Source organism: Ectobacillus funiculus (assembly GCF_004138295.1).
GTDB lineage: Bacteria > Bacillota > Bacilli > Bacillales > Bacillaceae_G > Ectobacillus > Ectobacillus funiculus.
The window spans coordinates 374,538-399,792 of record NZ_SCFM01000004.1 but is presented as its reverse complement, the minus strand read 5'-3'; the positions used below and the strand labels follow the sequence as shown (position 1 = coordinate 399,792).

The window sequence follows — 25,255 nt, the reverse complement described above, 5'->3', positions numbered from 1 at the left end:
TTAGGGTACTTATAGATTTTTTCCAGACAGTTAGTTTTTAGTAGGTAAAAACGGATTTCTCCATTCCATAATGACCCCATAATTCTGTGATTCTTCATCTTCAAGATAGTTTTGTGCTATGCCGACCGGAGTGCGACCACAGTGGAGCAAAAATGTAATAACAGGATCGTATAACGTTCCTGTGACAACTCGCTGTAAATATTGTTCGGGTGTTAATTGGCTTGCGACTGTATGATAGCCTGGCATGCGGCCGCCCCCTGCAAGACGTTCTAAATTCAGATGTAATACAACATCATACATTGCTTGCATAAGATGTTTTCCGAGCTTGAGTTTGCGGAAAGACGGACGAATGCAAATATCCACTACATAAAGCGTGTTTCCATTTTGGTTATGATTGCGGATATAGCCGTTATCAGTAATTTCCGCCCATGTGTGATGAGTGTCATATCGATCTAGCTCCACAATAAGTCCTGTCATAGAGCCTGCAAGTGTACCGTTTATTTCCACACAAAGTGCACCCTGAGGGAAGCGTGTGACATGCTCTGTTAGCTGCTCTTTGTTCCACCATAATTCAGGCGGAAAAGGCGGCGGAAAGCTCTCGCTTTGAATGGCGATCAGCTCGTCAAAATCTTCTTTTGTGTAGTTTCGAATCACTGCTTGTACAAATCCGTCCTCGCTTGGAAGATAAAATTGTTTTCGGTACATTATCTCACCTATCCTTTTTTGGCTAACCTAGCATTTGTGGAGCTGGTCTTTCTAATAGAGTTGGTTCTTAGTGTGAATTTGCTAAAGCAAATTCTAATCTTACACTTTGAGAAAATATAAATTCTTAGCTGGAAGACCATTCGATATATCTGGAAATTTTAGGAGTACAGTGTAAGGGCAGCTACACCCCTGTCTTCGCCCAAGGGCAGGGGTTGCCAATCGGCGAGTTTTCTGTATTCAAAGGTATATATCTATTGTACCAAGTGCAAAGAAGGATGCAAATGAGATGGATTAAATTTCATGTAACGAAATAAAAAAGGTGCTTGCACAAGGAAGAAAGAGGGGAGTCAATCTTTCCATTGAGCTGCACCTAGAATCTCTATAATCCAAATATGCTAAAAATTATGCTTCGTCGCTTTGGTTTAGTAGCGGAATAATCAGGTACAACAGCCAGAGGCTGTTTTCGTCTTTCTAGCTGCTGCAACGCAGCCTCGAGACTTTCTACTTTCTTTTGGAGTTCCTCAATGTCATTTCGGTGCTGCAGCAGCTGATATTGTACAACGCCGTCAGCCTTTTGGCGTAATCGATCTTCATTTTGAAGGAGACGGTATTCTATATCATCTACTTGCTTTTGCAAAACGTGAAAGGAATCCGTCGCGGGGGAACTTCCCTGTGTCTTTACGGAATGGGGCTCCTCTATCGTGCTGGAGGAATTTCCCTGTGTCTTTACGGAATGGGGCTCCTCTATCGTGCTGGAGGAATTTCCCTGTGTCTTTACGGAATGGGGCTCCTCTATCGTGCTGGAGGAATTTCCCTGTGTCTTTACGGAATGGGGCTCCTCTATCGTGCTGGAGGAATTTCCCTGTGTCTTTACGGAATGGGGCTCCTCTATCGTGCTGGAGGAATTTCCCTGTGTCTTTACGGAATGGGGCTCCTCTATCGTGCTGGAGGAATTTCCCTGTGTCTTTACGGAATGGGGCTCCTCTATCGTGCTGGAGGAATTTCCCTGTGTCTTTACGGAATGGGGCTCCTCTATCGTGCTGGAGGAATTTCCCTGTGTCTTTACGGAATGGGGCTCCTCTATCGTGCTGGAGGAATTTCCCTGTGTCTTTACGGAATGGGGCTCCTCTATCGTGCTGGAGGAATTTCCCTGTGTCTTTACGGAATGGGGCTCCTCTATCGTGCTGGAGGAATCTCCCTGTGTCTTTACGGAATGGGGCTCCTCTATCGTGCTGGAGGGATCTCCCTGTGTCTTTACAGAATGGGGCTCCTCTATCGTACTGGAGGGATCTCCCTGTGTCTTTACAGAATGGGGCTCCTCTATCGTACTGGAGGAAACCTTGTTTTCTCGAGGAAGGCTAACTGTTGCTGCTGTTTCCTGAGAAGAAGAGTAGTTCGCCATAATTGTTTGTACGTCTTCTTCATTGAACACGTAATGGCCAAATTTATTTTTTTTTATTTCCAAATTCAATTGTTGAACAATTCGCATTACAACCTTCGTACTGACACCCATCTTCTCTGCAATCATCGGAGTTTTATATTCCATCTTAACATCCTCCTTGATTTTCTTGTTATAGTTGTTTTCGCTGGAAATCACACCTTCCCTTCCTGTGTGACAAAAGAAGTGTTGAATCGGCAAAGAAAGAAAAAAAGGACTAAAAGACGTGAGGATAGTGTAGTGAATGTAGAGAAATGGCGAAATGTGATGTTGGCATAGCAAGAAAATTTAATTCTTCTTTATTGGACGAAGCATGTGATTTTCGGTATGATGAAAAGTAAATATCTGTATGTATTCCTGCATATAGTGTATAAACATCAAAATAGAGATTGTGCACCATATGAGCTCTGTAGAAGCAAGTTTTCTTTCCTTTATTATGTTTTCCTATAAATAAATTTGTAGGAGGTGGCTTCCTTACTTACAAAGATAAGTGAGGAAAACGTATTTGGACATATTAAATATAAGTATGCTTGCGGTTTTAATTGCTGGTACTGCCTTTTTTGTCGCATCCGAATTTGCTCTTGTGAAAGCAAAGGGCTCTCGTATTGACTTTTTAGCAGCAGAGGGAAATAAACGGGCTCTGGCTGCAAAAACAGTACGATCAAATTTGGATAAGTATTTATCTGTTTGTCAATTAGGTATTACCGCAAGTGCCTTGGGGCTTGGATGGTTAGGAGAATCCACTGTGAAGAGGCTGTTTGAGCCCATTTTTGCAAAATTCGAGGTGCCTCCCTCATTCATCTCCATATTGTCAGTATGTCTATCTTTCGCGATTATTACCTTTTTGCATGTTGTAGTAGGAGAAATGGCACCGAAAATATTTGCGACTCAAAAAGCTGAAGCCATTACCTTGGCAGTAGCAAAGCCGCTCATACTATTTTACCAACTTGTATATCCTTTTATTTGGCTATTAAATCGGTCGGTACAATGTATTGCCCATTTGTTTGGCTTAAATCCAGATGCCGAGAATGAAGGGGCACATTCTGAGGAAGAATTAAGAATGCTTGTTTCTGAAAGTTATAGGAATGGAGAGATTAATCAGTCGGAATATAAGTATGTAAATAAGATATTTGAATTTGATGATCGTCTTGCAAAGGAAATTATGGTGCCGCGTACGGAGATGGTGACCATTGAAAAAGGGCAGCCGCTTAAGAGTGTGATGATAACGATGGCGGTTGAAAAATACACACGGTATCCGATTATTGACGGTGATAAGGATCATATCGTCGGAATGATTAACTTTAAGGATGTATTTACGGATTTCCCCAGGAGAAACAATGAAGAGGAGAGGAATGTGCAGCAATACGTTCGACCAATTATTCAGGTGATTGAATCCATTCCCATTCACGATTTATTTCTAAAGATGCAAAAAGAAAGAACGCATATGGCTATTCTTGTCGATGAATACGGCGGTACATCTGGACTGGTAACAATTGAAGATATACTTGAAGAAATTGTCGGGGAAATCCAAGATGAATTTGATACGGATGAACAGCCAGACATTCAGCATATTAATGATTATCGGACTATTGTGGAAGGAAAAGTGCTTGTGACAGAAGTAAATGGTTTATTTGGTCTTGCTATTAATGACAGTGATGTAGATACAATCGGCGGCTGGATTTTGACTGAATACTTTAATATTAGGCAGGGTGATAGTGTTCAGATTGATATGTATACATTCTGTGTGCTGCAAATGGATGGCCATTCTATTAAAAAAATAGAAATTACAAAGCAGCCATCCACGTTTTGTCCTCAGCAACCGCAGGCTGTAAAATTGATTGGACAAATGGGTTCATCGCCTCTGTGACAAACAGAGGTTTTTCTTTTCCATGGTAGGAAAGTATCAATTTCGAGCTAGAAGCAAGTTCGACGTAGTAAGAAACTTTAGCAACAAAGTGCAACCACGCTTCTGTATTTATGAAGATCTATATTACTTTAGTTATACCATTGAAAAGGAGCTAATGCTCCATTTCTCGCTGGAACATCTCATCTCGTATAAAAATTTCGTCCCTATCTACAGCTGTCTTATGAGCAAGTAATAAGCCTATTGAGGTTTCTTTTTCTTCATTTTGCACAATCGTAAAGGGCGTTTTATACTGATCTGCCAGCTTGATGTATTTAGAGAGATGAGGGTAAGCAATGGTGCCATTGAGAAGCATTTCTAAACCAGCCTGAGCCTGGACCTTTAAGACATTTTCTACTTGTGGGTATATATTGGGAGCTATTACTTGCCCGATTGTGAGAGCCAGTTCAACTCGTTCCCGAAACGTACTTAAAAATACACCTCGTTCTTCTCGATGGATTTCTTTTGCTCCATAGATTCCTTCTTGTATATAATCATCAACACTTTTGGGAGTCATTATGCTTCCCCCTCCTTAATTATAAATACTTTTATATGGTGAACAGGAATGACTCTATTTATGTACATATTTGTATTAATAAGATAATGTTAAACTTTACTTAGAGATGACAGAGGTATTAACGAACTGTTATTTTTATGATACTATTCAGAATATACAGTCGTTTTTTCTTTTGAGAAGGGGGTTTTACAATTAAGAGCTATGCTGAGCAGCAATTTTGTACATACTTGGTAGAAAATAAAGATACAATTATAGAGAATTGGAACAGGAAAATTATTGTATCACAAAATGATCCCTTCAAAAAAGAGATTCTTACCAATGGGGATCAAGTTATGTCCCTCATTATTGCTCTTATAACAGAAGAAAAGCAAATTGAGGATATTCATGCAATATGTAGAAAGATTGCGGCGGAACGGGCGCAGACTGGCGAAAATATAGGAAACTTCGTATATAATACAAACTTAGGTCGCCATGAACTGTTTGAAGCAATGTTTAAAATGGATGTGAAGGCTTTCGAACTGCAGCCGATCGCTTCGAAAATTCATCTTTGTTTTGACTATCTTATTTATTATACAGTGCTTATATATTCTGAAATTATAGGGAAAAATCTGGAAGAGAAACAACATTTTATTAAGGAAACCCATAAGGAAAGACTTACAATACTAGGGCAGATGTCAGCAAGCTTTGTACATGAGTTTCGAAATCCGCTTACCTCGATTATGGGATTTGTAAAGTTATTACGCGCAGATAATCCGGAACTGCCATATTTAGATATTATTTCTCATGAACTAGATCAGCTGAATTTTCGGATTTCGCAGTTTCTGCTCGTTTCGCGCAAAGAAATGTGGGATGAAAAAACGGATTTCTTGTTGAATGATTTGTTTCATGATACAATCCATTTCCTCTATCCGAGTCTCGTAAATGCGAATGTCTCTATTGAAGAAAATATAGAAGATTCAGTTCCTTTCTATGGACATCGGAGTGAGATTCGCCAAGTTTTTTTGAACATCCTTATGAATTCGATTGATGCCCTACAGACGGTTTCAGGGAAAAGACAAATTATCATTGATGTTTCGCAAACCAAAGACGATGTTCATATTTTGATTCAAAATAATGGGCCTAGGATTCCTGCCGACAAGCTCGAAACGATTTTTGAACCGTTTGTCACAACGAAACAGCTTGGTACAGGCATTGGATTATTCGTTTGTAAACAGATTGTGGAGAAACATAACGGTTCAGTGCAATGCGAATCAATAGAGGATTGGACAAAGTTTATTATTGTATTTAAGAAAAATGTGCTGGAGGAACGTTAGTTTGTTAAAAACAACGCCTCCAGTTTTGGCTCTTTATTGGTGAAACCGATTGCATATATGTTATAGATTTTGTTGGCCTCCACTTTTACATCAGGCAGCGATAAAATAACATTTTTCATTCCCGCCACATGTACATCCAAATCAGCACCGCCAGGGCTTACCTCAAGGAATTCTGTTGCTTGTTTGAACGGAACATTTGCGAACAGGATATCGCTGTCTTTCATTGCGAGATCTATTGCTGGCGCATCTGGTGAAAGATGGGTGAACCGGATTTTTGCCTTTCCGTACGGTAGATATGTGCCATCAGCAAAAGATAGAAGCTGCAGCTTAGCGATATCACCAGCGGCTGCGATTGTGTAGATATATCCCCCCATGGCAGGAACAATAGCCGAAAATAAAGGAGCCGATTGTGTGTTGGTTGGATACACATCAATCCGATATTGACCTTGTGGAAGTGAAACATAGTTACTGTGCTGTTTAAAAGTTATGTTTTGGACAATACGTTGACCGTTTACGTATATGTCGACTGCGGGAGTATTCGGCGAAGCATGCAGAATACGAATTTGTGCGGGCTGCATGCTTTGGGATCGTCCCTGCTGATACATAGCTATGAATTTTTGGACTTCTTCGTAATGCTTCATGTAAAACTCTATATGTTTTTGTGGATGAGAGTACTTGTAATACTTAGCAAGTTGGTCATACATCCATGCTTTCGATGCATGTATATCTGCTGCTGATGAAAGCAACCTTTTCACCTCCTAGTTTATCTCTACACTATATGCCGAGAAGGATGAGGCTTATGCTCATTTTGGGTCCCACTGTAGGAAAGTATAAATTTCCAGCCGGAAGCCAATTCGATGTAGTTGGAAATTTTAGGAATACAGTATAAGTGCAACTGCCTCTCTGTCTTCGCCTATCAGCAAATTTACTTCCTTCTGCCTCCTATTACCGTGATAATTCTGTTTGAATGAAGTGTAGTTGTACACAAGTACTATTGTCATATGCTCATGACAGTCATAACGTCGGTCACTAATAAACATAACAGGGCCGTTTTTTAGTGTTTCAAGAGATTTTTTCTTTTTCTAGGCGAATGCACATACCGTTTTACACTTGTTTTACATATTTTGTGAATGTAAACCAATTCAAAATGATGTAAGGAGTGAAAAACTATGTACGGATACGGTTATGGTTTTGGTAATCCTGGTTACGGTTATGGCTATGGAGGCGGCTATGGAGGCGGCTATGGAGGCGGTTACGGATACGGTTTCGCGCTAATTGTTGTATTGTTTATCCTTTTAATTATCATTGGAGCAGCTTGGATTTGCTAATGTCCTGATCAGCAGAGCGTCAACCACTATTGACCGATTAACAAGATGTTAATCGGTTTTCTTCATACATTCTCAAATGTATAAATTTCTGGCTGGGAAATCGTTCGATGCGGCGAGAAATTTTAGGAATGAAAGCATCAGGGCAACTAGTCCTCTGTCTTCGCTCAAGGGCAGGGCTCGCCAATCAGTGAGTTTTCTTGACACTTTAAGAAAGTATAAATTTCTAGCTGGATGCCGATTCGACGTAGCGAGAAATTTTAGGAATAAAGTATAAGGGCAACTACGCCTCTGTCTTGGCCCAAAAGCAGGCTCGCCAATCGGCGAGTTTTCTTTATTTCAAAGGTATGTATCATAATATGTTGCATGTGACTAAAAAAGCCTTCTAGAACTATGAAAACATAGTCTTGGGAGGCTTTTTGTATGAAAGAAACAAACATTTCTCTCATAAGATGATAGAAGAAGGGTGAGGGGGAGAGGAATAGATGCGCGAATATTTAATTAAGCCGTTGGTCGGACAGCCTTATCCGACTATTTCTCACGGCAACGGCATATATTTGTACGATACGAATGGAAAACGGTATTTAGATGGTTCTTCTGGAGCTATTACCGCAAGCATTGGGCATGGTGTGCAAGAAGTAATTGGGGCAATGACAAAACAGGCTGAGAAAGTAGCGTTTGTATACCGCTCCCAATTTACGAGTGAAGCGGCGGAGAGATTAGCTAAAACGTTAAGCGATAAAAGTCCAGGTGATTTGAATTGGAGCTTTTTTGTAAATAGCGGCACTGAAGCGATGGAGACGGCGATGAAGATCGCGATTCAGCATTATCAAGAACGTGGCATAACAAGCAAGCAAAAGGTTATATCACGTCATATGAGCTATCATGGTATTACAATTGGTGCGCTTTCGATGTCGGGTCATCCGCTGCGCCGCCAAAGATTCACTCCTTTGCTTGAGGATTACCCCATTTTACCACCTCCATATTGCTTTCGATGTCCATTTGGTTTGGAGCATCCTTCCTGCCAAACAGCGTGTGCCAAGCAATTAGAAAATGAGATAGAGAGAATTGGCTCCGAGCATATTGCGGCGTTTGTAGCAGAGCCGATTGTTGGTGCTGCTGGCGGAGCACTTACCCCACCTGAGGATTATTACAAAATCATAAAAAGCATATGTGAACGCTACGATATTTTATTTATAGCTGATGAGGTTATGACAGGTCTTGGTCGAACAGGAGCATGGTTTGCGATGGAACATTGGGGAGTGGTTCCTGATCTCATTGCACTTGGGAAAGGATTAACGGCCGGATATGCGCCGATGGCAGCGACATTAGTGAGCGATCGGGTGATGGAGCCGATTTTGCAAGGGTCACGGCTTGTTATGGCGGGGCACACTTTTAGTGCGAACCCCCTATCAGCAGCAGTTTCACTGGCAGTTATAGAGTATGTTGAACGTTATAGCCTCGTAGAAAACGCTGCTGAAAAGGGGGGATACTTATTAGAAAAATTGCATGATTTTAAAAAGGAGTTTCCCATTATTACAGATGTACGTGGAAAAGGGCTTCTCTTAGGACTGGAGCTTTCTATCCCATGTTTCCATCTCATTCAAGCAGCGGCAAAATACGGTTTGCTTTTGTATCCAGCAGTCGCAGGAAGGAATGGAAAAGAAGAGATAGCGGTGCTTGTTGCGCCGCCCTTGACAGTTACGCATGCGGAGATTGATGAACTGCTGCAGCTGTTGTATGCGAGTCTGCAGGAAGTAATGGGAGGGTAGCGATAATGGGGAGAACAAATCCGTTTGGAAAGATAACAACCGTAAAACAAGTGATGACGTTATTTCATGATGGTATGACACTCATGTTTGGTGGATTTGGAGGAGTTGGATCGCCTCCTACAATTATTTCTGCCATTTTAGCAGAAGGAATACGTGACATGCATCTAATAGGAAATGATACAGGATTCCCTGAAATCGGCATTGGGCCCTTAATCACAAACGAACGTGTAAGTTCTATTATTACCTCTCACATCGGCTCGAATCCAAATGCGGGACGGCTTCTCCATGAAGGGAAACTACAAATTGAATTTTGTCCGCAAGGAACGCTTGCGGAACGGATTCGTGCCGGTGGAGTTGGATTGGCTGGAGTTTTGACTGATGTTGGTATAGATACAATAGTGGAAGAAAAAAAGCAAACGGTTGTTTTAGAGGGACGTCGCTATCTTGTAGAGACTGCCTTAACGGCAGAGGTGGCTATTGTATATGCGAAGAAGGCAGATCCGTTTGGGAATCTTGTATTTGATAAAAGCGCACGAAATATGAATCCACATGTGGCCATGGCAGGCACGATTACAATCGCTGAGGTTGAGGAAATTGTAACGCTTGGCTCATTAGATCCAGACGAGATTGTAACACCGGGGGTATTTGTGGATTATGTTGTACCTTCAGAAGGGGTGAACTGGAAGTGGGCATGGGAGTAGAGGTTCGAAATCGGATTGCAAAAAGAGCTGCAAAGGAAATTCATAATGGGATGATCGTAAATTTGGGGATTGGTATTCCCTCTCTTGTACCGGATCATTTACCTGCAGATCTTCAGGTCATGTTCCATGCGGAAAATGGAATTCTTGGTCTAGGACGGAGCCCGGTAAAGGGCGAGGAAGATATGCATCTATGCAATGCTGCAGGTTTTCCGACAACAGTTATAGCAGGCGCAAGCTATTTTGACAGTTGTACGGCGTTTGGCATGATTCGAAGAGGAATGTTAGACATTACGATTCTTGGATCGCTGCAGGTAAGCGAAACAGGTGATTTGGCAAATTGGATGGTGCCAGGCCGACGAGTCCCAGGTATTGGCGGCGCAATGGATTTGGCGCAAAAGGCAAAGCGTGTGATTGTGGTTATGAGCCATGTTGATAAAGATGGGAATCCAAAAATTGTAAAAGAATGTACACTGCCGCTGACATCAAAGGGTTGTGTTCATGTCATTATTACGGATATGGCTGTTATGGAAGTAACAAAGAATGGTCTCCTTGTAACAGAACTAATGTCTCCGTATACGATTGCAGATGTTCAAACATATACGGGGGCCCCTTTTTCTGTTAGCCCTTCTCTAAGTACAATCGACTAAAATGAGGTGAAGCGGTTGGAACAGTATAAAAAAAGTGTGCGAAGCTATATTCAAGCTCATCAATTGCAAGGAGTACGTTTATTAAAACGACTTGTGCAGGAAAAAAGTGTGTCAGGAAATGAAAGCAGCGCACAAGCGATCGTTATTGAAAAATTAAGGGAGCTTGGGCTGCAACTGGACATTTGGGAACCATCTTTTCGTGAATTAGAGCGGCATCCTTATTTTGTCTCGCCGCGAAGCAGCTTTCTTGACAGTCCGAATGTTGTAGCGGTATTAAAGGGAAGCGGAGGGGGAAGGTCAATCATTCTGAATGGCCATATCGATGTAGTGCCAGAAGGGGATGAACAGCAGTGGAAGTATCATCCTTATAAAGGGGATGTGGAAGGCAATCGTCTCTATGGGCGTGGTGCTACCGATATGAAGGGAGGAAGTACGTCGCTTATTATGGCACTGGAAGCGATTATTGCCTGCGGCATTCGTTTAAAGGGGGATATATGCTTTCAAAGTGTAATTGAAGAAGAAAGCGGAGGAGCAGGATCGTTGGCTGCCATTATAAGAGGATACAAAGCTGACGGTGTTCTCATTCCCGAGCCGACAAATATGAAAATTTTCCCAAAGCAACAGGGCTCTCTATGGTTTCGCCTAACGGTAAAAGGACAATCCGCACATGGCGGTACACGCTATGAGGGGGTAAGCGCGATTGAGAAGAGCATAATTGTCATTGAACATGTACGGAGGCTGGAGAACATAAGAAATGAACGTATACAAGAACCGCTCTATCAGTCTATTCCAATCCCGGTTCCGATTAATATTGGCAGAATGAAGGGTGGAAATTGGCCATCGTCCGTGCCTGATTTGCTTGTGTTAGAAGGGAGGTACGGTGTAGCACCAGATGAGAAATTAGCAGAGGCAACACAAGAGTTTGAAAATTGGTTTCGTAAGCTGTGTGAAGCAGATGCTTGGTTTTTGGAGCACCCTGTTGAGATTGAGTGGTTTGGCGCAAGATGGGTACCTGGTTCGCTCGCAGAGGAGCATCCGCTTGCACAAACGCTCAAGCAGAATTTTACGCTTGTGCGAGGGGAAGAGCCTATTATCGAAGCCTCTCCATGGGGGACGGACGGGGGTTTGTTTACAAATGTCGCGAATATTCCGACTCTTGTATTTGGTCCAGGAGAAACGAAGGCTGCACATCAGCATGATGAGTATATAGAAATTGATAAGATGGTAGAAGCTGCCGAAATGATCGCCTGCATGCTGCTCGATTGGTGCGGGGTGGAGGAATGAAGTATTATGAATCTTTCTCAGAGCAGGGAAGGAACTACACGATAGAAGGAGTGCTGGACTACTTTAATGAACGGATTCGAGTCGATGCATATACAGGAAATTTACAGGAGATTATTAATCGAACGGAGCAATTGGCAGAGCGGCATAGCCTTTCTAAACTTATTCTAAAAGGAAAACACGAGCACTTTTCTTCTCTCATCTCAAGCGGATACACGCTTGAAGCCATCATTCCCCTCTATTTTCAAGGGCAGGCTGCCTATTTTTTCACCAAATATCGAAAAAACGATAGAAGAAACAGCATGTTTTGGATGCAAGAGGATGAGATTGTCCGTAATGTGAAAGCGCAGCAGGATACGAAGGCAAAAGAGGTCCCTCCCTCCTTTGTGCTTCGTCTTGCAACCGAGAAGGATGCAGAGGCGCTTGCACAGCTATTTAGACATGTGTTTCAAGTATACCCGACCCCACTCGATAGCCCTGAGTATATTCAAAAAACGATGCGGGAAGATACGATCTACTATGTGTATACAGCGAACGATCAAATTGTTAGTACTGCGTCAGCTGAAATGAATTGCTTGCAGGGAAATGCAGAATTGACAAATTGTGCCACAATTTTGGAGTTCCGTAAACATGGATTGATGAAGCAGCTGTTAATTGCGCTTGAGAAGGAGTTATGCATGCGGCATATCTACTGTGCATATACAATTGCGAGAGCTTTGTCTTATGGTATGAATGCAGCATTTTATCAAATTGGTTATTCCTATACAGGAAGACTGGTAAATAACTGTTATATTTTCGATAAAATGGAGGATATGAACGTTTGGGCAAAGGATTTATCACAATAAACCGAACATTCGGTATGGTATATGCCAAATGTTAAGCAAGGGGGGAGAGAGGTGCCTGCATCGTTTACAAAGGAAATGATGGAAGCAATACTAAGCGGTATTGATGAAGCGGTTCATGCAGTAGACGAGAATGGCTTTACGATTTTTTATAATGCTGCTGCTGCCAAGCATGATGGAACAAGGATAGAAGATGTGCTTGGAAAGCACGTATTAGAGGCGTTTCCATCTTTAACAAAGGAGACGAGTACGCTTCTTATGGTGCTGGAAACAAAGCGTCCGATATTACAGCAGGCACAGCGTTACCAAAATCGCAGCGGTCTGGAGGTTTGTACTGTAAATAGTACGATTCCTATTTTAGTTGAAGGCCGGGTAACTGGGGCTGTTGAAATTGCAAAGGATTATTCAGCTATTCAGAAGCTGACAGATAAGATTGTAGAGCTGCAATGGAGCAGAAAGAGAACAATTGTAGAAGATAAACAGCATAATGCAATAACATTTGAACAGATTTTGACGGAGGATCCACACTTTTTAGAAACAAAGCGTTTAGCAAAACGAGTAGCGCCGACTGATGCATCCGTGCTGTTATATGGTGAGACGGGAACTGGAAAGGAGCTATTTGTGCATGCGATTCATGAGACATCTCTCCGTAAATCAAAGCCTTTAATTGCCCAAAACTGCGCAGCCTTGCCAGAGTCATTGCTCGAGGGAATTCTATTTGGAACAGCAAAAGGAAGTTACACGGGAGCAATAGACCGAGCTGGATTATTTGAACTTGCCGATGGTGGAACGCTGCTGCTTGATGAGATCAATTCGATGCCGCTTAATTTACAAGCGAAGCTGCTACGCGTATTGGAGGATGGTATGGTTCGCCGCATTGGCGGTCAAAAAACAAGGAAGGTTGATGTCCGGGTGATGGCGGCAATGAATGAGCATCCTGAACGATGTATAGAAAATCGGACGCTGCGAGCTGATTTATACTATCGGTTAAATGTTTTTTCACTATGCATTCCACCGCTTCGGGAACGAACGGGCGACATTCTCCTGCTGGCACATCATTTCTTGCGTCACAATAATAATAAGCTTGGAAAGCAGATGAAAGGTTTTGATGCCTCTGTAAAACAACTCCTTCTTTACTATCATTGGCCAGGGAATGTGAGGGAATTGAAGCATGTTATGGAACATGCAATGATTATGACGGATGATTCAACGATTAAAATGGAGCATTTACCCTATTCATTTTCCCGGGTTCATAGGGTTCTGAATATAACATCTTTGCGTGAAACACTGCGTGAAACAGAGGAACGGCTGATTGAGCAAGCGCTGCTGCAAACAGATGGAAATATGATGCAAGCAGCAAGACTGCTGGATATACCGAGACAAACGCTGCAATATAAACTGCAAAAACATCGACAGGCTGCCGAATAATAGGGCTAAGCAGATAGAATCGTTATCAAAAAGGGATCTCTTGGGCAATTCAAGAGATCCCTTTCTAGATTTTGCGAATTTCTCATTTAGATAAACCGTGGATTATGGAAGTATTTCAATGTTTGATTGAAAGTAATGCTCTTGTGTCAAATACTCCGGTTCCTAAAGATAAGACAGAATTGTTTCAGTATATGAAAAGGTATCATGGAAGTCTCCCGGTCTAAAGAGGATGCTTCAGATCGGAAAACAAACAGGCATGCCAAAAAATAGGCATTAAAGTGCCTAAAATTGGGCATTCGACCGGAATGCATATAATCTAATTAGCCTGAAAAAGCCGTCTTTAGACGGCTTTTTCAGTTTCACCTAGTGCTTGCTCCTTTCATATAAAGAAAGTAGATGAATGTTCCGACTTTTAATATTTAGTAACGAATCAAAGCTTTGGCACAGTTTTTGCTTAGGTATAGATAAGAGCGCAACAAAGGGGGAGAATTCATGCTGCACGATATATATAAACCAAAGCGTCATTGGCAGGATATTGAACTATGGAAGGATGTAACCGAGGAGCAGTGGAATGATTGGATTTGGCAATTAACGAATACAATCAAAACATTAGAGGATTTAAAGAAGGTAATTAATCTAACACCAGATGAGGAGGAGGGAGTTAAAATTTCTACAAAAACCATCCCTCTTAATATTACACCCTATTACGCCTCCCTTATGAATCCAGATGATCATCGTTGTCCAATTCGGATGCAATCCGTTCCGATTGCGAAGGAGCTCTACAAGACAAAATATGACCAAGAAGATCCGCTTGGGGAGGATGAGGACTCTCCAACGCCTGGGCTAACGCATCGTTATCCGGATCGCGTCTTGTTTCTCGTGACAAACCAATGCTCGATGTATTGCCGATATTGTACACGCCGCCGCTTTAGCGGACAAATTGGTATGGGTGTGCCGAAAAAGCAGCTGGATGATGCGATTAACTATATCCGTAACACGACGCAGGTGCGAGATGTATTAATTTCCGGCGGTGACGGACTATTAATCAATGATAATATTTTAGAATATATTTTAAAGAATCTGCGTGCCATTCCTCATGTCGAAATTATTCGCATTGGTACAAGAGCACCGGTGGTCTTTCCTCAGCGCATCACAGAAAATCTTTGTAATATCCTCAAGAAATATCATCCGATTTGGCTGAACACACACTTCAACACATCCATTGAGATTACAGAGGAATCCAAAAGAGCTTGTGAGATGCTCGCAAACGCAGGTGTGCCTCTTGGTAATCAGGCTGTTATTCTAGCAGGAATTAATGATAGTGTAGCGATTATGAAAAAATTGATGCACGATCTCGTCAAAATTCGTGTTCGCCCGTATTACATTTATCAATGCGATTTATCAGAGGGTATCAGTCATTTTCGCGCTCCAGTTTCAAAAGGCTTGGAAATTATTGAAGGGTTGCGAGGGCATACGTCTGGTTATGCTGTGCCAACTTTCGTCATTGATGCTCCTGGCGGCGGAGGCAAGATTGCGGTACAGCCGAATTATTTAATCGCCCAAAGTCCCGATAAAGTGGTACTCCGCAATTTTGAGGGCGTCATCACCACGTATCCAGAGCCCGAGAACTATGTGCCAGGTCGTGCGGAAGGATATTTCGGTGAAGTTTATCCAGATTATGCGGAGAAAAAATCGAATATCGGCATCGCTGGTCTCATGAATGATGTAAAGCCTAACCTTGTGCCGGAGGGGCTGCAGCGTTTAGACCGTCGCAAGCAGTATGAGGCAAATCCAGAGCACTCTTCCTTGAAGGATAAACGTGAAAAGCGCGATCAGTTGAAGGAGAAGAAGTTTCAGGCGCAGATGAAGAAGCTAAGCGAAGGCAAGGATAAGGAGGAGTAGGAGATGCCAGTATGTGAGTGGTGTGGTTCAGAGCACGCGAGAGATAGCGGCAACACCGTGTTTTGGGAACTGCCGGACGGGACGAAGACGATAGGGATTACGGAGACGCCTTGTGTTTGCTGTGATGACTGTGGGATGGAGTATCAGACAGAGGAAACGGTGAAGAAGATTGAGGATCAGCTGTTTCTTATCAATACCAAGCAGCTGGAGAAACAGCTAACATATGCGGAACTGATGGCGAAGCCACGGCTATTGAAACGGAATTACTTTGATTTTTCTTCTTAGGATTTAAAAAGGTACTCAGAAATGGCTGCCATTTATCCATTAAAATTTTTAAGGCTCTGTTCGATGTTGATTTTTTATCGAAAGAAAGACCGACTAAAAATAGTCGGTCTTCTCGGTGATAGAAGGGATGTTATTAACAATTTTCATAGGGCTTTGTTATTTTAATAGCTGTAGTAGCCCTTAATTAAGGTCGAAACGATCTGCATTCATTATCTTAACCCAAGCAGCTATAAAGTCACGCACAAACTTCTCTTTGTTATCGTCTTGTGCATAAACTTCTACAATGGCACGTAGAACTGAGTTTGAACCGAACACTAGGTCAACACTAGTTGCTGTACGTACTACTTCACCTGTCTTGCGATCACGTCCTTCAAATACGTCTCCCTCTACAGGCGTCCACGCTACTCCCATGTCAAGCAAGTTAACAAAGAAGTCGTTAGTAAGTGTGCCAACACGATCAGTGAAAACCCCGTGTTTTGTGCCACCGAAGTTAGTACCTAGAACACGCATACCGCCAACAAGTGCGGTCATTTCTGGTGCAGTAAGGCCAAGCAGTTGTGCCTTGTCTACTAGTAACTCTGCTGAACTTACACTATACTGCTTCTTCTGATAGTTGCGGAAACCATCAGCGATAGGCTCTAGTACTGCAAAGCTTTCTAAGTCAGTTTGTTCTTGGGTTGCATCGCCACGTCCTGGAGCAAAAGGAACAGTTACATCAAAGCCTGCATCTTTTGCAGCTTTTTCTACTGCGGCACTACCACCAAGTACAATCAAGTCAGCTATGCTGACTTTCTTATCTAGATGACCTTGAATACTTTCTAATACAGTAAGTACTTTTGTAAGTTGTTCAGGCTGATTCACTTCCCAATCCTTCTGTGGAGTAAGACGGATGCGAGCACCATTAGCACCACCACGCATATCTGAGCCACGGAAGGTACTTGCTGAAGCCCAGGCAGTTGTTACTAGCTCGTTGATTGTAAGTCCGGAATCTAGGATCATGACTTTGATCTTTGCAACTTCTGCATCTGTTAATTCATAATCAACAGCAGGTACAGGATCTTGCCAGATAAGAACTTCTTCTGGAACTTCTGGGCCTAGATATCTTGCACGAGGACCCATGTCACGGTGTGTCAGTTTAAACCATGCACGAGCAAATACATCTGCAAACTCTTCTGGATTCTCATAGAAACGACGGGAAATCTTTTCGTAAGTTGGGTCAATACGTAAGGCCATATCCGCGGTAGTCATCATAGTCGGAACACGAACTGATGAATCCTCTGCATCTGGGGCAAGATGATCCTCAGCAGGATTGATTGCAACCCACTGATGTGCGCCTGCAGGGCTCTTTGTAAGCTCCCATTCATATCCAAACAGTAATTCAAAGAATCCATTATCCCACTGTGTTGGATTAGCGGTCCAAGCACCTTCAATACCGCTAGTGATGGCGTCACGACCTTTTCCGTTACCATGTGTGCTTATCCAACCTAAGCCTTGTGCTTCAATAGGAGCACCTTCTGGCTCTGGACCAACAAGAGCGGCGTCTCCTGCACCGTGTGCCTTACCAAAAGTATGGCCGCCGGCGATTAGTGCAACTGTTTCTTCATCGTTCATTCCCATACGTGCAAAGGTTTCGCGGATGTCACGGCCACTTGCGAGCGGATCTGGTTTACCGTTTGGACCTTCAGGGTTAACATAGATTAGCCCCATCTGAACTGCAGCAAGTGGATTCTCAAGCTCACGATCGCCTGTGTAACGCTTATCACCTAGCCATTCCATTTCAGTACCCCAGTAGATGTCTTCTTCTGGATGCCAAACGTCTGCGCGTCCTCCCCCAAAACCGAATGTCTTTCCGCCCATTGATTCAATAGCAACATTACCTGTTAGAATAAATAAGTCAGCCCAAGAGATCTTGTTGCCATACTTTTGCTTAATCGGCCATAGCAGTCGCCGGGCTTTATCGAGGTTGCCGTTGTCAGGCCAGCTGTTAAGTGGAGCAAAACGCTGTGTGCCAGTTCCACCACCACCACGGCCGTCACCGGTACGATACGTCCCTGCGGAGTGCCAAGCCATACGGATAAAGAATGGACCATAATGTCCATAGTCAGCAGGCCACCAATCTTGACTGTTTGTCATTAAATCGCGAAGATCCTGTTTAAGAGCATGGTAGTCTAATTTTTTAAATTCTTCTGCATAATCAAAGGTTTCTCCCATAGGGTTAGATTTTCTGTCATGCTGATGTAGAATGTTCAAGTTCAACTGGTTTGGCCACCAGTCTCTGTTAGACGTACCACTAGATTTGGGACTAGTAGCGCCACCGTGGTGTACCGGGCACTTTCCAATGTTAGCAGTTTCTTTAGCTTCCATACTTATTTCCCCCTTATGTGTAAATTATGTAGCAAACAATTATGCTTCTAGTCGTACGAAACTTACAAACTAGATAATAATAATTATAATATTATTATTAAACTATTACTATGATTGAAAGAATTAAAACTCACGATAAAGAATTTAATTGATAACTTTGTGAACACATCGATGGCAAAGCAGGGGTAGGGAATGCCCCTCCTTATCTACCCTTGGGCTTCGCCCTTCACAGGCTTGAAGAAGGGAATTCTTTCGGAAATCTGTTAAACTACGGGTTAATTAGTAAATTGACTTCCGATAATGGATAGTGGGTAATGAAGCGTACAGGATCAAATCAAATTCTGATTTTAGTTCAAATATATTATAACTACCAATAACACCTCATTATGTAAACATAAGGCTCTTCAGATCATTTAATTGAAGGGCTTTTAGTAGTTTTCAAGTACATTATTGACTCTCAATAATTAATTATATAAACAAAAAGGAATCTGTTACATACCATATTTTAGGATATGCTTCTGTCATATGATACGACAAGGGAAATTGACTTTTTTCTATCATTTTCTCTGTTACAAACCTTTAAAGAAGTATGACATTTATATGTTAATTGTATGTTTTTCTTAGTTACGTGAAATGCGGTTGCTATAATTCGATTATTACATACAGAAGCCGGGGGTAAACGAATGAAGAAAGTGCTAGGTATGACAACAGCAGCAATCTTTGGGTTAGGGTTCTTTGCAGCTAATGCAGATGCAGCAACGGTTGTAAATACGGATGTATTAAACGTTCGACAAGCTCCGAACACTGACTCATCCATACTTGGAAAAGTTACAACAGGACAAACACTACAAGTAAAAAATGATGCAAATGATTGGCTAGAAATTGAATATAACGGACAAAGCGCTTATGTAAGCAAACCATATACAAAAGATGACGGTGTATATTATGTAACAGCTGATATATTAAATATACGCGATGGTGCTGGCACAGATCATAATGTAATTGGTAAGTTGGAAAATGGACAAGGAGTGCAAGTGATCGGCGATGCTGGAAATGGCTGGGCAGTTATTGCCTTTAAGGACGGATCCGCATATGTCAGCAAAGAATTTTTAGGTACACAAACACCAAAACTACAAGTAAAAGCAGCACAAGAACTCCAAGTTGAGGCTACCTCATACACACCTTATGAAGAGGATGGTTATAACGGTATGACCGCGACAGGTATAGACCTGCGCAAAGACCCAAACATGAAGCTGATTGCGGTTGATCCAAAAGTCATTCCGCTCGGTTCGAAAGTATGGGTAGAAGGATATGGTGAAGCAATTGCCGGCGATACAGGCGGTGCCATTAAAGGAAACCGTATTGACGTATTAAAACCAACACTAGATGAAGCGCTGCAATGGGGACGCAAGACTGTAACAGTACGCGTACTCGAGTAATAGCAATCCATGGGGGTATTTTCGTAAAAGGGGCGTAAATCTAGCATCGCAATCTACTTTTGATGCTTTCCGTCCTTTGGGGAGTCCATATTGAGGCAGGTACAGAAAAAGAACAACGAGGCTAACCTCATTGTTCTTTTAATTTTCTGTCACATTTTGCCGAAAGAGTCCCTGCTTCAATTTCGTGAAGCGCAGCGCAGGTGGGGGTAATTCAACGGGTCAAGAATTAATTAACAAGCTAACTTCTTCTTTAAATTTTGGATAAATGTCAGGATGAAGGAGATCCTCAATTTTAGCTAACTCGTTCAACAGCTAGGGAGAGGGCCTGCAAAAAAGAGATTCTACAGTGGATTGTTTTTGATCATGTTCATATGCCCCAACTTGGATGTTTTAGGATTACCTTTGGATTAACCTTCTTTTTTGGAACGCCTACCCATACAACACATATAGCGTCTGGATTCCGAAGCTTTACGTCTTCCCAATTTGTTTGGACGCTTGCCTCAACTTTATCTTCAAAAATGTTTCGTCCCCTACAACCCTACTAATCACTGTTAGTCAATTACTGGAACATGAGGTGAATATTGGATTTTCCCACTACTCCTAATACAGTGTTATTCGTGAATCTACTAGATGACTTAGAGCTTCGTGATATTTAATAATACTAGTAATTTTTCTTCCAATTTCATTGCAAACCAAGACAATAAAAATATTAATTACCGTTATATCTTCTATTTGACTTTTCTTTTATGATATAACTATTAGATACAGGTTTGTTTATTAAATGGAGAATGAAGGATGAATTTTGAAAGGGGATACTTTGTTTGAATACGAAATACTTAGATTTATTGGCTCAAAAATATGACAGTGAAGAGAAAGTGGTAACAGAAATTATTAATCTTGAAGCTATTCTCAATCTTCCTAAGGGGACCGAACACTTTGTCAGTGATTTACATGGGGAGTACCAAGCCTTTCAACATGTGCTAAGAAATGGTTCGGGGAATGTAAAAGAGAAAATCAGGGACTTGTTTCAAGATGTTTTATTTGAAAAAGAAATAAATGAATTTGCGACATTAGTTTATTATCCTGAAGAAAAATTACAGTTAATTAAAAATAGTTTTGGCAATGAAGAAGAATTAAACCAATGGTATACAGTAATCATCGAGCGGATGATCAGGCTTATTTCTTATGCTTCCTCCAAATATACACGTTCGAAATTACGTAAAGCATTGCCGAGTCAGTTTGTGTATATTATAGAGGAGCTGTTATACAAAGCAGATAAATCTACAAATAAGGAGCAATATTATACGGAAATTGTCCAGCAGATCATCTCCTTAGGTCAGGCTGATAAGCTCATAACAGGGCTTGCTTATACGACTCAGAAATTGGTTGTCGATCATCTTCATGTAGTTGGGGATATTTATGATCGTGGACCTGAGCCTGATAAAATCATGGATACCCTAATCAACTATCATTCCGTTGATATTCAGTGGGGAAATCATGATGTACTATGGTTAGGTGCCTTTGCTGGTTCAAAGGTTTGTCTTGCTAATATTATTCGTATCTGCGCTAGATACGACAATTTGGATATTATTGAAGATGTGTATGGAATAAATCTTAGACCCCTACTCAATCTTGCGGAGAAATACTATGGGGACAATCCAGTTTTTAGACCTAAGATACATTCTGATAAAAAATTATCTGATCATGAACAATTACAAATTACGAAAATTCATCAAGCAATTGCAATGATTCAGTTCAAACTTGAAATCCCTATCATAAAGAGACGCCCGTATTTTAATATGTCAGAAAGGCTTTTGCTGGAGAAAATTGATTATGACAAGAATGAAGTAACGATTTATGGGAAAACCTACCCGCTAGAAAATACCTGCTTTGCAACGATTAACCCAGAGCGGCCTGATCAATTATTAGAAGAAGAACAGCAGGTTATGGAAAGATTATTATTTTCAGTCCAGCATTCAGAAAAGCTGGCCAGACATATGAACTTCCTTATGAAGAAAGGGAGCCTTTATTTAAAATATAACGGGAACCTATTAATACATGGCTGTATTCCTTTGGATGAAGAAGGGAATATGGAAAAAATGACGATTGAAAATAAAACCTATTCAGGTCGTGAGCTGCTTGATGTTTTTGAACGTTATTTACGGCATGCTTTTGCACATCCTGAAGAGACAGATGATCTTGCGACAGATATGGTCTGGTATTTATGGACAGGAGAATATTCATCACTCTTTGGAAAAAGGGAGATGACAACTTTTGAGAGATACTTTATTAAGGATAAGAAAACTCATAAAGAGAAAAAGAACCCATACTACCATTTACGTGAACAGGAAGAAGTTTGCCGCAAAATCCTAACTGAATTTGGCCTTAATCCTGACCAGGGGCATATTATAAATGGCCATACACCAGTTAAAGAAATTGAGGGAGAAAATCCAATTAAAGCAAATGGTAGGATGATTGTAATTGATGGAGGTTTCTCCAAAGCTTATCAATCAACAACAGGTATAGCTGGATATACGTTATTATATAATTCCTATGGTATGCAACTGGCCGCCCATAAGAAATTTAATTCAAAAGAAGATGTTCTATGTAACGGAACGGATGTTTTGTCAGTAAAAAGATTGGTGGACAAAGAATTAAAGAGAAAAAAGGTTAGAGAAACGAATATCGGTAAAGAATTATTACAGGAAATCACTATTTTGAATAGTCTGAGGGAATATCTGTATATGAATTGACACAAGTTGTTCCAATTCAATTTAAAAGAAGGATAACGGTTTGGCGGTATGAATTTGGCATTTTACTAAATTCATACCGTTTTTTATTTGGTGTATTTTTATTCTCAAAATGAGTAAATTCACTTGAGGTAATTTTCAGTCTGCTTATAAAGATACTAATGATATAAATCCTGCCAATAGAACGATGCATCTTTGGATCTTTGAGGTGAATATTATCCATAAACTGAAGACATCCTGTGATTAAAGCAATGCAAGCAAAAGCTATATGAGAGAATATTACACCGGAGCCGAAGTAATTGTTACTCGGCTTTTAATACTTTTTTAAGAATTGATTTAGAGAATCTTTAGCTTTATCGGATACGATAAAAATAATGCTACCTTAATAAAAGATACCTCAAATATGAGAAATCCCTACGGATAAGGAAGGATGAACGTGTCCATTCAAACAAGATTTTTATTATCTTATATTGGAGTCATATGTATTTCTGTCTTTTTATTGCTTACAGCGGGTTTTTTAGTTCTTTTTACTATTACCGGTGATGTTAAATCTGTGAAATATTTTTATAAAAATTCCTACACTAATAAGCCGCTGACCGCGGCTGAGGAAAATACGTTTCTTGATTTAAAGCTGCTGGCAAAGCATGCACCAGATCAATTGTTGGACGAAAAGCAACTGCAGGGAAAGGAGGATGTTGAAATTGTTGTCAGAAAGGGGACTGCTATCACTTATGCTTCTCCCGAACTGGAGCGAAAAACACTCCAACAATCCCTCCCCACCTTTGAGTCCGCCAACATAAATACGCGCGATACGATTCAAGTGAACAATACATTCTATACGTATGTAAAGTTTGATTTCTACTTCAGTAATCAGGAAGAAGGGAGTATTTTCGTTTTGCGCAAAGTCAGTTCATATGCGGAGTTGGCACGTAAGTTATTTCCGATATTATTTGCTTTGCTGCTTCTTTTGCTTGTTGTTACGCTAGGTTTTTTGAACTATGTAGTTTCGCGCAGCATCATTAAACCTATTACAATGCTGAAGCATGGAATAGAGCGTATGAAAGCAGGAGACTTGAATTTTCAGCTGCATACTTGCTCGAATGACGAGGTAGGGCAGCTCACCCAATCGTTTGAGGAAATGAGAAAGAAGTTGAAGGAGTCCATTGAGATTCAGGTGCAATACGAGGAGAATCGAAAAGAGCTGCTTTCTAATATTTCGCATGATCTCAAAACACCTATTACTTCTATTATTGGTTATGTGGAAGGAATACGGGACGGAGTTGCAAATACGCCGGAGAAAGTGGATAAATATTTGACCACTGTCTACACAAAAGCTAAGGATTTGAATGCCATTATAGATGAGCTATTTTTATTTTCTAAGCTGGATTTGCAACGTGAGCCCTTTACATTTGAAAGCGTGGATCTCCTGCAATATCTAAAGGATTATATAGAGGAGCTGCATCTTGACTTGGGTGATCAAGGAATAGAAGTTCTTTTTTCTTCGAGCCGAACTCATCCCAGCTATGTCAAGGCAGACCGAGATAAACTGAAGCGTGTGTTATCGAACTTAGTCAATAATAGTGTAAAATATATGGACAAAGAGTCAAAGCAAATCATTATTTCCTTGCTTGATGAAGAGAGTACGGTTACAGTTCAAGTTACTGATAACGGTTCGGGAATTTCATCGACTGCACTTCCTTTCATATTCGAACGTTTTTATCGTGTAGAACAATCGAGAAATAAGCGAACAGGAGGAAGCGGGCTTGGATTGGCCATTGCCAAACAAATTATTCAAGGCCACGGTGGGTCTATCAGTGCTGTGAGTGAAATAGGGGAAGGGACAACGGTTTTCTTTTCCTTGCTGAAAGTGAAAAGATCAGGGGAGATACGATGACAAAAATTTTAATTATAGAAGATGAAACGAGCATCGCTGAATTACAGCGTGACTATTTGGAGATTAACGGATTTGAGGCTGAGATACAATCTTCTGGGGAAGAGGGGCTTCACCAAGCTTTACGAGGAGATTATAATCTTATTATTTTGGATATTATGCTTCCTCATATAAGCGGATTCGAAATATGCAGACAAATTCGTGCGGAGAAAAACATTCCGATTCTGCTTGTATCGGCTAAAAAAGAAGAAATCGATAAAATACGCGGTCTCGGGTTAGGTGCAGATGATTATATCACAAAGCCATTCAGCCCAAGCGAACTTGTCGCAAGGGTGAAAGCGCACCTAGCGCGTTATGAACGGCTGGCGGGCAGCCGTTCTGCTGAGAAGGAGAAGATTATATATGTTCATGGTATTTCTATTGATCTGTCTGCTCGCCGCGTACACATTCATGAGCAAGAAGTTCCGTTCACAACAAAAGAATTTGATTTGTTAACCTGTTTTGTCACGCATCCCAATCAGGTGCTTAGCAAGGAGCAACTGTTTGAGAACATCTGGGGATTCGATTCTGCCGGAGATGTTTCTACCGTAACGGTGCATGTGCGAAAGCTCCGAGAAAAAATAGAACGCGACCCTGCAAGTCCGCAATACCTGGAAACGGTGTGGGGAGCCGGCTATCGTTTTAATATATAACTTTGCTGCACTCCTGCCATTTATGGCAGGAGTTTTTTGTTCTGTTGTAAGAAAGTATGA

At 41.3% G+C, this 25,255-nt stretch carries 20 protein-coding genes and 1 pseudogene; 15 read left to right on the top strand and 6 right to left on the bottom strand.

Annotated elements, in window-relative coordinates:
• Positions 1–30: 30 nt before the first annotated feature.
• Both EP737_RS03410 and EP737_RS03405 read right to left on the bottom strand, forming a co-directional pair.
• On the bottom strand, positions 31–705 hold the full coding sequence (locus EP737_RS03410; RefSeq protein WP_129726494.1) for a GNAT family N-acetyltransferase: 675 nt from the start codon (positions 703–705) through the stop codon (positions 31–33).
• Between the two features lie 379 nt (positions 706–1,084).
• A complete protein-coding gene (locus EP737_RS03405) occupies positions 1,085–2,251 on the bottom strand; it encodes a hypothetical protein (protein ID WP_129726493.1) in 1,167 nt (388 codons plus the stop codon).
• A gap of 397 nt (positions 2,252–2,648) precedes the next feature.
• Between EP737_RS03405 and EP737_RS03400 the strand changes: the two genes are divergently transcribed.
• A complete protein-coding gene (locus EP737_RS03400) occupies positions 2,649–4,010 on the top strand; it encodes a hemolysin family protein (RefSeq protein WP_129726492.1) in 1,362 nt (453 codons plus the stop codon).
• 151 nt (positions 4,011–4,161) lie between these two features.
• Here the strand turns inward: EP737_RS03400 and EP737_RS03395 are convergent, their stop codons facing one another.
• Positions 4,162–4,563: a YueI family protein gene (locus tag EP737_RS03395; protein ID WP_129726491.1), complete on the bottom strand. Its 402-nt coding sequence runs from the start codon at positions 4,561–4,563 to the stop codon at positions 4,162–4,164.
• 191 nt (positions 4,564–4,754) lie between these two features.
• Between EP737_RS03395 and EP737_RS03390 the strand changes: the two genes are divergently transcribed.
• On the top strand, positions 4,755–5,876 hold the full coding sequence (locus EP737_RS03390; protein WP_129726490.1) for a histidine kinase N-terminal domain-containing protein: 1,122 nt from the start codon (positions 4,755–4,757) through the stop codon (positions 5,874–5,876).
• Here the strand turns inward: EP737_RS03390 and EP737_RS03385 are convergent.
• On the bottom strand, positions 5,873–6,580 hold the full coding sequence (locus tag EP737_RS03385) for a DUF4397 domain-containing protein (RefSeq protein WP_129726694.1): 708 nt from the start codon (positions 6,578–6,580) through the stop codon (positions 5,873–5,875). The genes EP737_RS03390 and EP737_RS03385 overlap by 4 nt on opposite strands.
• A 543-nt stretch (positions 6,581–7,123) precedes the next feature.
• Between EP737_RS03385 and EP737_RS26175 the strand changes: the two are divergent.
• From EP737_RS26175 to EP737_RS03340, 9 genes and pseudogenes are all read left to right on the top strand, one after another.
• Positions 7,124–7,204: pseudogene (locus EP737_RS26175) on the top strand (YjcZ family sporulation protein); the annotation flags it as partial.
• A gap of 482 nt (positions 7,205–7,686) precedes the next feature.
• Positions 7,687–8,973 carry an aspartate aminotransferase family protein gene (locus EP737_RS03375; RefSeq protein ID WP_129726488.1) on the top strand — a complete coding sequence of 429 codons (1,287 nt, stop codon included), beginning with the start codon at positions 7,687–7,689 and terminating at the stop codon, positions 8,971–8,973.
• Between the two features lie 74 nt (positions 8,974–9,047).
• Complete coding sequence (locus tag EP737_RS03370) at positions 9,048–9,674, top strand: CoA transferase subunit A (protein WP_425455843.1); 627 nt, start codon at positions 9,048–9,050, stop codon at positions 9,672–9,674.
• The gene (locus EP737_RS03365) at positions 9,659–10,321 is read left to right on the top strand and encodes a 3-oxoacid CoA-transferase subunit B (protein ID WP_129726486.1); all 663 of its coding nucleotides are present in this window, start codon (positions 9,659–9,661) and stop codon (positions 10,319–10,321) included. The genes EP737_RS03370 and EP737_RS03365 overlap by 16 nt, the downstream gene beginning before the upstream one ends.
• Positions 10,322–10,336: 15 nt before the next feature.
• The gene (locus tag EP737_RS03360) at positions 10,337–11,605 is read left to right on the top strand and encodes a peptidase (RefSeq protein ID WP_129726485.1); all 1,269 of its coding nucleotides are present in this window, start codon (positions 10,337–10,339) and stop codon (positions 11,603–11,605) included.
• Entirely contained in the window at positions 11,602–12,447 is an 846-nt protein-coding gene (gene ablB, locus EP737_RS03355; RefSeq protein WP_129726484.1) for a putative beta-lysine N-acetyltransferase, read from the top strand. The genes EP737_RS03360 and ablB overlap by 4 nt, the downstream gene beginning before the upstream one ends.
• 51 nt (positions 12,448–12,498) lie before the next feature.
• Complete coding sequence (locus tag EP737_RS03350) at positions 12,499–13,872, top strand: sigma-54 interaction domain-containing protein (protein ID WP_342772878.1); 1,374 nt, start codon at positions 12,499–12,501, stop codon at positions 13,870–13,872.
• Positions 13,873–14,364: 492 nt separating this feature from the next.
• Positions 14,365–15,774, top strand: a complete 1,410-nt coding sequence (gene kamA / locus EP737_RS03345) for a lysine 2,3-aminomutase (RefSeq protein ID WP_129726482.1) — start codon at positions 14,365–14,367, stop codon at positions 15,772–15,774.
• Between the two features lie 3 nt (positions 15,775–15,777).
• Entirely contained in the window at positions 15,778–16,059 is a 282-nt protein-coding gene (locus tag EP737_RS03340; protein ID WP_129726481.1) for a YokU family protein, read from the top strand.
• 180 nt (positions 16,060–16,239) lie between these two features.
• On the opposite strand, the gene katG is transcribed toward EP737_RS03340, so the two are convergent.
• Entirely contained in the window at positions 16,240–18,423 is a 2,184-nt protein-coding gene (katG, locus tag EP737_RS03335; RefSeq protein ID WP_129726480.1) for a catalase/peroxidase HPI, read from the bottom strand.
• Between the two features lie 683 nt (positions 18,424–19,106).
• On the opposite strand from katG, the gene EP737_RS03330 reads away from it, so the two are divergent.
• Together EP737_RS03330 and fbp are read left to right on the top strand one after the other, a co-directional pair.
• Positions 19,107–19,862 carry a 3D domain-containing protein gene (locus EP737_RS03330; protein WP_129726479.1) on the top strand — a complete coding sequence of 252 codons (756 nt, stop codon included), beginning with the start codon at positions 19,107–19,109 and terminating at the stop codon, positions 19,860–19,862.
• 821 nt (positions 19,863–20,683) lie between these two features.
• Positions 20,684–22,615 carry a fructose-1,6-bisphosphatase gene (fbp, locus tag EP737_RS03325; protein WP_129726478.1) on the top strand — a complete coding sequence of 644 codons (1,932 nt, stop codon included), beginning with the start codon at positions 20,684–20,686 and terminating at the stop codon, positions 22,613–22,615.
• 16 nt (positions 22,616–22,631) lie between these two features.
• Here fbp and EP737_RS26810 read toward each other — a convergent pair whose 3' ends face one another.
• Positions 22,632–22,880, bottom strand: coding sequence for a DUF2306 domain-containing protein (locus tag EP737_RS26810; protein WP_425455842.1), 249 nt, complete (start codon positions 22,878–22,880; stop codon positions 22,632–22,634).
• A 168-nt stretch (positions 22,881–23,048) separates the two neighbouring features.
• Between EP737_RS26810 and EP737_RS03315 the strand changes: the two genes are divergently transcribed.
• Together EP737_RS03315 and EP737_RS03310 are read left to right on the top strand one after the other, a co-directional pair.
• Entirely contained in the window at positions 23,049–24,506 is a 1,458-nt protein-coding gene (locus EP737_RS03315; RefSeq protein ID WP_129726477.1) for a sensor histidine kinase, read from the top strand.
• A complete protein-coding gene (locus EP737_RS03310; protein ID WP_129726476.1) occupies positions 24,503–25,195 on the top strand; it encodes a response regulator transcription factor in 693 nt (230 codons plus the stop codon). Before EP737_RS03315 ends, EP737_RS03310 begins: the two co-directional genes overlap by 4 nt.
• Positions 25,196–25,255: the final 60 nt, after the last annotated feature.

Bases quoted from the DNA above. Each gene is read 5' to 3' on its own strand.
- ablB (WP_129726484.1), top strand. From the start codon at position 11,602: ATGAAGTATTATGAATCTTTCTCAGAGCAGGGAAGGAACTACACGATA.
- EP737_RS03385 (WP_129726694.1), bottom strand. From the start codon at position 6,580: ATGTATGACCAACTTGCTAAGTATTACAAGTACTCTCATCCACAAAAA.
- EP737_RS03330 (WP_129726479.1), top strand. From the start codon at position 19,107: ATGAAGAAAGTGCTAGGTATGACAACAGCAGCAATCTTTGGGTTAGGG.
- EP737_RS03310 (WP_129726476.1), top strand. From the start codon at position 24,503: ATGACAAAAATTTTAATTATAGAAGATGAAACGAGCATCGCTGAATTA.
- katG (WP_129726480.1), bottom strand. From the start codon at position 18,423: ATGGAAGCTAAAGAAACTGCTAACATTGGAAAGTGCCCGGTACACCAC.
- EP737_RS03370 (WP_425455843.1), top strand. From the start codon at position 9,048: ATGACACTCATGTTTGGTGGATTTGGAGGAGTTGGATCGCCTCCTACA.
- EP737_RS03410 (WP_129726494.1), bottom strand. From the start codon at position 705: ATGTACCGAAAACAATTTTATCTTCCAAGCGAGGACGGATTTGTACAA.
- EP737_RS03375 (WP_129726488.1), top strand. From the start codon at position 7,687: ATGCGCGAATATTTAATTAAGCCGTTGGTCGGACAGCCTTATCCGACT.
- EP737_RS03395 (WP_129726491.1), bottom strand. From the start codon at position 4,563: ATGACTCCCAAAAGTGTTGATGATTATATACAAGAAGGAATCTATGGA.
- EP737_RS03405 (WP_129726493.1), bottom strand. From the start codon at position 2,251: ATGGAATATAAAACTCCGATGATTGCAGAGAAGATGGGTGTCAGTACG.
- kamA (WP_129726482.1), top strand. From the start codon at position 14,365: ATGCTGCACGATATATATAAACCAAAGCGTCATTGGCAGGATATTGAA.
- EP737_RS03340 (WP_129726481.1), top strand. From the start codon at position 15,778: ATGCCAGTATGTGAGTGGTGTGGTTCAGAGCACGCGAGAGATAGCGGC.